The following is a 7,570-nucleotide window of genomic DNA, read 5'->3' as shown; positions in this document are numbered from 1 at the left end:
TCCTTCTTTGCCTACTTTCTTGGACAAGCAAGAAAGTAGGACGCCCAATGGGGCGTCAGCGGCGATGGGCAATGGATCGGCATTGAGTCAATTCCCGCTAATCCGCGATGAACCTTTTTTGACGCTTACACGCAGCACGCAGCACGCTTACCGCAAAAAGCCCGGTGCCGGTCATAACGGGCCCGCCATCGACAAAAAAAATGGCGCAGGCGGCCCTGGCCGGTATTCGGGCTGGCGACCATATTGGAGGGCATGATTCCGCGGTTTCCGCGACCAGGAGTTTTACCATGAATGCCAAAGCGCAACTCGCCGAGAATTCGAGCCGCCCCCAGGCCCGGCGGACCAATGCCAGTGATATCCAGCCCCGGCGTATGGATTTCCAGTTCGATGCGGATATGCCGCGCTACTGGTTCGGCGGTGATCAATTCACGACGCTGCTGCTGACCGCGCTGTCGTGCACGTTTCCGGAAGGCGAGCGGTTCTTCGTGCGCTCTGTGCGCCATTATCAGAAGAACATCAGCGATGCGGATCTGCGCGAACGGGTGAAAGGGTTTATTGGTCAGGAAGCGCACCACGGCAATGAACATGAACGCTTCAATGAGTTCATGGAGAGCAAGGGCGTGCCGACGCGCAAGGTCCATGACTTCGTTCATAACGGCATGAAGTGGACAGCCAAGCGGTTGTCCCCCGAGCGCCAGCTGGCCAAGACCTGCGCGCTGGAACATTTCACCGCCATGCTCGCCGAACTGATGCTGGAAAATCCGGAATTTTTCGACGGCATGGACGAACGCATGCTGCCGTTGTGGCTCTGGCACGCGGTGGAAGAGAGTGAACACAAGGCGGTGGCCTACGATGTCTACGCGGATCAGGTGGACAACTACTGGATACGCACCTCGGAAATGGCCGCCACCACGGTGGAATTCATCGGCTTCACGATCTTCCATTACATCCAGTTGCGTCAGGACATGGACGACAAGCGGGATCTGCGCTCGGTGTTCAACGGCCTCAACTGGCTGCTCGGCAAGCCCGGCTGGCTGCGCCGGCTGGGCGGTTCTTATCTGGCCTACTACAAGCCCTCGTTCCACCCCGAGAAGAAAAACAGCCGGGCGGTGCGCGAGCGGGCGCTGCAGAAGCTGGCGCTGATGCTGGATCGGCCGGAGCTGGGCGAGCCCCTGTAAAACGTCACGCGCGCCGGTTTCAGGCGGGCGCCAGCGCCCGCCGGCTGCCCGGTGATTCGCCGAACCAGGCGCGAAAGGCGCGGTAAAACTGCGCGCTCTGACGGTACCCCAGCCGGGCCGCCAGTTGCTCGGCGCTGAGCGCCCGCCAGGGCATCAGTGTCAGTGCCAGTTCGCGCCGGCTTTCCTGAAGCAGGCCGCGGAAACTGCCGCCTTCGGCTTCCACGCGGCGCTGCAGGGTGCGCTCACTCAGCGCCAGCAACGAGGCGCACAGCCCCAGGGGCGTGCCCGGCAGCCCCAGCACAATGGGCAGCAACCCCCGTACTGACTCACTGACCGTGATGTGTGGCCGTATCCGGCGAAGCAGACGCTCCCGGGCGCCCAGGGCACAGAGATGGGAAAGGCTCGCCGGGTTCTGGTGCAGCAGCCCGTTGTTGTCCAGCAACAGAGCGTCGCAGGGCATACCGAAATGCACCGGCACATCGTAGAGTTGCGCCAACCGGGCCCGTTCGCTGGCGCTGGGGCGCAGTTGCAGATGCACCGCGCGCACCTGCTTCAGGCCGCTGCGTTGCAGCAGGCGGCGCGAAGAAAATAACAGCGCCTGAGCCTGGCCATGGCTGTCCTCGAACGCCGCCCGCCGCTGCAGCCGTAATTCGCTGGCATCGGCGCCGATCTCCAGCGTCATCTCAACCAGCTCGGTGTGCAGCGGCAGGTAACGCAGAAACTGCTGCGCGCCGGTGAGCGCGTCACCGGGAAAACCAGGCAGGCCGGGGAACAGTTTTTGGTCTCCGTCGAGGTGCCGGAAGCCGCGCAACAGCAAGGACGGGTCCCCGAGGCGCCGGGCCAGCAAGCCGACCAGTTCCACGCAACGGTGCTGATCGACCCGGGCCTCGGGCCGGTCGAGCCGATAGTCAGCGAGTGCCTGCTCAAGCCCGGGGGCGGGCACGTAAGCCGCCAGCGCCGCCACTACGTGGTGGAAATTGCGGCGTGACATCGTTGCCGGGCCAGGCTGGCCCGGCCCGGCCGGCGATGGCTCAAGGTGGTCCATGGGCGGCATCTCCAAGCAGGTGGCGACATTGTCGGCGCCGGATCGGTCCCGGCAAGTGCATTATGCGACAACCGGCCGGACGGGCAAGGGCGCATCGTGGTGCTATAGTCGTAACAGGGACCCCGGTGGTGGATGAAGAACGCCGGCTGGTGAGCGGCTGACCCGCCGGAACGTGCCGCGCGCGCTGATCGAGCGCCGCCGCCAGCAATGAAAGCCGGCAGCCGCTTCATACAAGTTTGTCGCCGGGGGCGCAGCTAGCCTTTCCCGCACGGCGGCGATGCCGGAGAATCCGATAACAACAAGGAGCGAACAGCATGCGTGATCTGGCGACTTTCCTGCACGACTATGGCGACAGTCACCGCCATCCGGTCAATCAATGGGTGCACATCGTTTGTGTACCGGCGATTTTCCTATCCACCCTGGGGTTGTTCTGGTTGATCCCGCTGGGCCAATGGCTGGGCCTGAACGGCGCCGCGGCTTACTGGGTTAACGGTGGCACCCTGCTGGCATTGTTGTGCATGCCTTTTTACCTGCGCCTGTCGATGGGTGTATCGGTGCTGATGCTGGGCTGGCTGGCGGTGTCCATCGCCATTGTGGTGCTGGTGGACCGCAGCGTCTGGTCGCTCGGTTGGAGCGCCCTGGTGCTGTGGCTGGTGGCCTGGGCGGTGCAGGTCTGGGGCCATAAGGTGGAAGGCAAAAAGCCCTCGTTCACCGATGATCTGGTTTTTTTGCTGGTCGGGCCGGTGTTTGTCAGCAAGGAAGTGGCGTACAAGCTGGGCCTGAGCCGCACCCCCGGACACGGTAACCCCTCCTGAGGCGGGCCCGGCGATGAACGAGGCGGCGACACGGGCGCGGGCGCCCCTGTTCCTATGGGACGGGGGCTGGTGCATGTTGGCGCCGCGCATGCACAACCGGCCACACAGCCATGTGGCGGCCTCGTTGCTGGTGGGGCTGCGGCAGCCGATCAGCGTGCAACTGGCCGGCCATTGGCTGACCGCCCGGGCGGTATGGGCGGCGCCGGACGTCAATCAGGCGCTCAGCAGTGACGGGCCCGTGGCGGTGATTCATCTGGACCCGGATCACCGCGCCTGGCGCGGTCTCGGGCTGGAGGGCCCCGGCGGCTGCCTGGCTCTGGACCAGCACACCGCCATCGCCGACGCGCTGGAACAACTGGACGCGCAGCGCGACATGGCGGCGGCGTTGGCTTTGCGCCGTGCCCTGGAAGCCGGCGAGCCCGCGCCGCTGGATGCGCGCATCGCCGAGGCGTGCCGCACCCTGCGAGACAGCGACGGCGACATCGCCGGCGCCCTGCTGGCGGAGCAGGTGGGGCTCTCCGAGTCGCGCTTTCGCCATCTGTTTCGCGCCCAGGTGGGCGTCACTCTGAAACGCTTCCAACTGCATCTCAAATGTCAGCGTGCGCTGACCCTGTGGCGTGACGGCATGAGCCTCACCGATCTCGCCCTGGCCGCGGGTTTCTACGACCAACCCCACCTCAACCGCACCCTGCGCGCCATGTTCGATACGCCCCCGTCCCGCTATGCTAGAGCCTTCCCGGTGCGGGTCGAACATCTCGATTAGGGCCTGTTCACACTAATTATGATGGTCGCGTTGCTGCCCCAAAGCGGGCCAGGCAAGGCGCGAGGAGAGAGGGTTAGTATGCTAAATAACCGACGAGCAACACCGCCTGGCCCGCTTTGGGGCGCAACCCGAAGGGCCGGGGCCGTTGTCGCGTAATCCCGCGTTGCGGTTAGCTTATGTGACGGGCCACATCGCGCTCACCGCGCCTTGGCTTGCGCGAAAACGGCCTCCGGCGCGACCAGCATAATTAGTGTGAACAGGCCCTAACGTTCCGGCGCCTTCTTTTTAGTGCGGGCCGTGTCCCGCCGCCAACAACAATCTGGGAGTTGTCATGGAGTACCAGCACATCCGCGCCGATCTGGCGGAGCAGATTCTCACCATCACCCTGAACCGCCCCGAGCGCATGAACGCCTTTACCCTGCGCATGAAAGACGAACTGGTGCACGCCTTTGGCGAGGCCAGCACCAACAACGACGTGCGTGCGGTGGTGGTCACCGGCGCCGGGCGCGCTTTCTGCGCCGGCATGGAAATGCAGCCCGAGGACGGCGGTAACTTGTTCGGTTATGACAACGCCGAGGATCAGGAGCCGCCGGTCGAGAGCATTCGCGACTCCGGCGGCGAGGTCTCGCTGGCCATCTTCAACTGCCGCAAACCGGTGATCGGCGCGCTCAACGGCGCCGCCGTGGGCGTTGGCATCACCATGACCCTGCCGATGGATTTCCGCCTGGTCGCCGAAGGGGCCAAGATCGGTTTCGTGTTCAGCCAGCGCGGCATTACCCCCGAGGCCTGCTCCACCTGGTTTCTGCCACGTCTGGTGGGCATGCAACAGGCGTTGGAGTGGGTGTACAGCGGTGACATCTTCCTGGCCGAAGAGGGCGAGAAGGCCGGCCTGTTCCGCAGTGTGCACGGCAAGGATTCGGTGCTCGAAGCCGCCTATGAGCTGGCGCGCAAACTGATTCGCAAGAGCTCGCCGGTGTCCCTGGCGCTGGCCCGCGCCATGCTTTGGCGCAACCCCAATTTCGATCACCCGATGCAGGCTCACGCGGTGGAATCCCGTCTGATTTACCGCTCCAGCGAATTCTGGGACGGCAAGGACGGTTTCCAGGCGTTTCTGGAAAAGCGCGATCCGGTGTTCGACACCGATCTCAATGAGGTGCCGGCGGACTTTGATTTCTGGCCGGAGCCGCCGCTTAAGTAAGGTGCTTCGCGGGTTATCAGAAAATAAGCCCGGCGGGGAACGGTAGCGCCGCCCGGCTGCGTCGGTTCGCGGTCCCACAGCGGCTTCGTTGCTTGGCGGGTGAGAGCCTGACACGCCGCTTGGTGCGTCTTTTCCAGCGAGAACATTATGTGCAGCGATAAAACCATGAAACGAGAAACCATCGCCATCCACGGCGGCTTTGCCGGCGATCCGCAAACCCATTCGGTGGCGGTGCCGATCTATCAGACCACCAGTTATTATTTCGATGACACTCAGCACGGCGCCGATCTGTTTGACCTGAAAGTGCCGGGCAACATCTACACCCGCATCATGAATCCCACTAACGCGGTGCTCGAGGAGCGGGTGGCGCGGTTGGAAGGCGGCATCGGCGCGTTGGCGATGGCGTCTGGCATGGCCGCCACCACCGCCGCCATTCAGACGCTGGCGCGCGCCGGCGATAACATCGTGTCGGTCAGCCAGCTGTATGGCGGCACCTACAATCTGTTTGCCCATACCCTGCCGACCATGGGGATCGACGTGCGCATGGCCGATGGCCGCGACATGGCCGCCATGGCCGCCGCCATCGATGCCGACACCAAGGCGGTGTTCTGCGAGTCGATCGGCAATCCGGCGGGCAACATCGTCGATCTGGCGGCGCTCGCCAAGGTCGCCCACGACGCTGGCGTGCCGCTGATCGTCGACAACACCGTGGCGACTCCGGCCTTGTGCCGGCCGTTCGAACACGGCGCCGACATCGTGGTGCATTCGCTGACCAAATACATGGGCGGGCACGGCACCACGGTGGCCGGGGTGATTGTCGATTCCGGCCGGTTCCCCTGGAAAGACAACCCGCGCTTCCCGCAATTCAATCAACCCGACCCCAGTTACCACGGCGTGGTGTACACCGAGGCGATGGGCGAAGCGGCGTTTATCGGTCGCGCCCGCGTGGTGCCGTTGCGCAACATGGGCGCGGCGCTGTCACCGATGAACGCCTTTCTGATTCTGCAGGGCATCGAAACGCTCAGCCTGCGCATGGAGCGCCACTGCGAGAACGCCATGAAAGTGGCCGCCTATCTGAAAGGGCACGATAAAGTCTCCTGGGTTAATTTCGCCGGCCTGGACAGCGATCAGGACCATGCCCTGGCGCAGCGCTATATGGATGGCGGGGTGCCGGCCTCGATCCTGAGTTTTGGCGTCAAAGGCGGCCGCGAAGGCGGGGCCCGCTTTATCGACGCCCTGGCGCTGATCAAACGGCTGGTGAACATCGGCGATGCCAAATCGCTGGCCTGCCATCCGGCCACCACCACCCATCGGCAACTGAACGACGACGAATTGAAAACCGCCGGCGTCAGCGCCGATCTGGTGCGCTTGTCGATTGGCATTGAACACGTGGACGACATTCTCGCCGACATCGAGCAGGCTCTGGCGGCGGTGTAAGCCGTTACCGGGCGTGGATCACGGCCCCCGGCCGGCGTCGCGGAAGCGCGCCGGGCTGGCGCCGGTCCAGCGTTTGAATGCCTTGGCGAACGCGCTCTCGTCGGAAAAGCCCAGCCGCTCCGCCAGGTCGGCGAGGCGCTCACCACGGCGCAGCCCCTGCTCCGCCAGTTCCTGGAGCAGGGTGTCGCGGAGCAGCTTGAAACCGCTGCCCTCGTCGGCCAGCTTGCGCACCAGATGGCGGCCGCTCATGCCCAGTTGCTGGGCAATTTTTTCTTTCCCCCAGCGCGGCTGCTCACGCACCAGCGCTGTCACCGATGCACTCAGTGAGTGGCTGTCCAGCCGTGCCAGAAGATCGTCGGCCAGGCCGCGCAAATGCCGGCACAGGGCCGGGTTGGCGTGGATCAGAGGCAACGCCAATTGCGACGGGTCGAAACACAGCGCGTTTTCCCCGGCGTTGAACGACACCGGCACGCCGAGCCGTTGCCGGTAGCGCTCGGGCGCGGCCAGGGCGGCGTGGCGAACGTGCAGCGAGGCGGCCTGAAAGCGTTCGCCGGTGGCCCAGCGGGTCAGATTCAGCAGGCTCGCCAGCACCGTTTCGACGCGGGTTTCCCGGCGCATCAGATAGACCGGCTGGTAGCAAAGCAGGCATTGCCCATCGCGATGAACAAGCTGAAAGTCGCCGCCCTCGCCGACAATCGGATGGTAATCGAGCAGGCTCTCGACCGCCTCGCCCACCGTTTCGCAGCTCATCAGAATCATGCCGGCGGTATCCAGATGGCCAACCTGCAGCGCCAGCCCCAGATCCAGCCCGACAAGGGGATCGTCGGCGGCCGCGCAGAAACGGTCCCAGAGCTGGTCCTGGCGGTGCAGGTCCACGCGCTCCCGGCTTGCCAGCTGCGCCACCAGATCGGCGGGCAGCGGCAGTGCCAGGCGCAGAGCGGCCTGCAAAATCGCCTGGGTGAAATGAATGGTTACCGTGGGCGTATGGGTCATGGTCCTGAATTAACCGGCTGGCGGTCCCGAATCAGCCGTGCTGCGGCGCGGCTGCCTGTGCTACCAATAAGGTGTTGCGTGCACGGCAGCGCCGGCAAAGCGCGCAAGCCGTACTCAACAGGTGCTTCTTTGAACAAGTGC

The 7,570-nt window shown here is 64.4% G+C and carries 7 protein-coding genes; 5 read left to right on the top strand and 2 right to left on the bottom strand.

Going from position 1 to position 7,570, the window contains the following annotated elements:
- Nucleotides 1–287 precede the first annotated feature (287 nt).
- The gene (locus CGS25_RS13480) at nucleotides 288–1,178 is read left to right on the top strand and encodes a metal-dependent hydrolase (RefSeq protein ID WP_101675796.1); all 891 of its coding nucleotides are present in this window, start codon (nucleotides 288–290) and stop codon (nucleotides 1,176–1,178) included.
- A gap of 19 nt (nucleotides 1,179–1,197) precedes the next feature.
- On the opposite strand, the gene CGS25_RS13475 is transcribed toward CGS25_RS13480, so the two are convergent.
- Entirely contained in the window at nucleotides 1,198–2,223 is a 1,026-nt protein-coding gene (locus tag CGS25_RS13475; protein WP_198588799.1) for a helix-turn-helix transcriptional regulator, read from the bottom strand.
- 314 nt (nucleotides 2,224–2,537) lie between these two features.
- Here CGS25_RS13475 and CGS25_RS13470 point away from each other — a divergent pair, with 314 nt between their 5' ends.
- The 4 genes from CGS25_RS13470 (at nucleotide 2,538) to CGS25_RS13455 (ending at nucleotide 6,436) form a co-directional block, all read left to right on the top strand.
- Nucleotides 2,538–3,038: an Mpo1 family 2-hydroxy fatty acid dioxygenase gene (locus CGS25_RS13470; RefSeq protein WP_101675794.1), complete on the top strand. Its 501-nt coding sequence runs from the start codon at nucleotides 2,538–2,540 to the stop codon at nucleotides 3,036–3,038.
- A 13-nt stretch (nucleotides 3,039–3,051) separates the two neighbouring features.
- Nucleotides 3,052–3,801 (top strand): helix-turn-helix domain-containing protein, encoded by a 750-nt coding sequence (locus CGS25_RS13465; protein WP_232802405.1) that lies wholly within the window; start codon nucleotides 3,052–3,054, stop codon nucleotides 3,799–3,801.
- A gap of 331 nt (nucleotides 3,802–4,132) precedes the next feature.
- Nucleotides 4,133–4,999: a crotonase/enoyl-CoA hydratase family protein gene (locus CGS25_RS13460; protein WP_101675793.1), complete on the top strand. Its 867-nt coding sequence runs from the start codon at nucleotides 4,133–4,135 to the stop codon at nucleotides 4,997–4,999.
- A 165-nt stretch (nucleotides 5,000–5,164) separates the two neighbouring features.
- Nucleotides 5,165–6,436, top strand: coding sequence for an O-acetylhomoserine aminocarboxypropyltransferase/cysteine synthase family protein (locus tag CGS25_RS13455; protein ID WP_101675797.1), 1,272 nt, complete (start codon nucleotides 5,165–5,167; stop codon nucleotides 6,434–6,436).
- Nucleotides 6,437–6,454: 18 nt separating this feature from the next.
- Here CGS25_RS13455 and CGS25_RS13450 read toward each other — a convergent pair whose 3' ends face one another.
- The gene (locus tag CGS25_RS13450; protein WP_101675792.1) at nucleotides 6,455–7,429 is read right to left on the bottom strand and encodes an AraC family transcriptional regulator; all 975 of its coding nucleotides are present in this window, start codon (nucleotides 7,427–7,429) and stop codon (nucleotides 6,455–6,457) included.
- Nucleotides 7,430–7,570: the final 141 nt, after the last annotated feature.

Source organism: Alloalcanivorax mobilis, assembly GCF_002864685.1.
In the GTDB taxonomy this organism is placed as follows: domain Bacteria; phylum Pseudomonadota; class Gammaproteobacteria; order Pseudomonadales; family Alcanivoracaceae; genus Alloalcanivorax; species Alloalcanivorax mobilis.
Note: the sequence above shows the minus strand (reverse complement) of the source record. Positions and strands in the feature narration are given on the sequence as shown.

Bases quoted from the DNA above. Each gene is read 5' to 3' on its own strand.
- CGS25_RS13480 (WP_101675796.1), top strand. From the start codon at position 288: ATGAATGCCAAAGCGCAACTCGCCGAGAATTCGAGCCGCCCCCAGGCC.
- CGS25_RS13475 (WP_198588799.1), bottom strand. From the start codon at position 2,223: ATGGACCACCTTGAGCCATCGCCGGCCGGGCCGGGCCAGCCTGGCCCG.
- CGS25_RS13470 (WP_101675794.1), top strand. From the start codon at position 2,538: ATGCGTGATCTGGCGACTTTCCTGCACGACTATGGCGACAGTCACCGC.
- CGS25_RS13465 (WP_232802405.1), top strand. From the start codon at position 3,052: ATGAACGAGGCGGCGACACGGGCGCGGGCGCCCCTGTTCCTATGGGAC.
- CGS25_RS13460 (WP_101675793.1), top strand. From the start codon at position 4,133: ATGGAGTACCAGCACATCCGCGCCGATCTGGCGGAGCAGATTCTCACC.
- CGS25_RS13455 (WP_101675797.1), top strand. From the start codon at position 5,165: ATGAAACGAGAAACCATCGCCATCCACGGCGGCTTTGCCGGCGATCCG.
- CGS25_RS13450 (WP_101675792.1), bottom strand. From the start codon at position 7,429: ATGACCCATACGCCCACGGTAACCATTCATTTCACCCAGGCGATTTTG.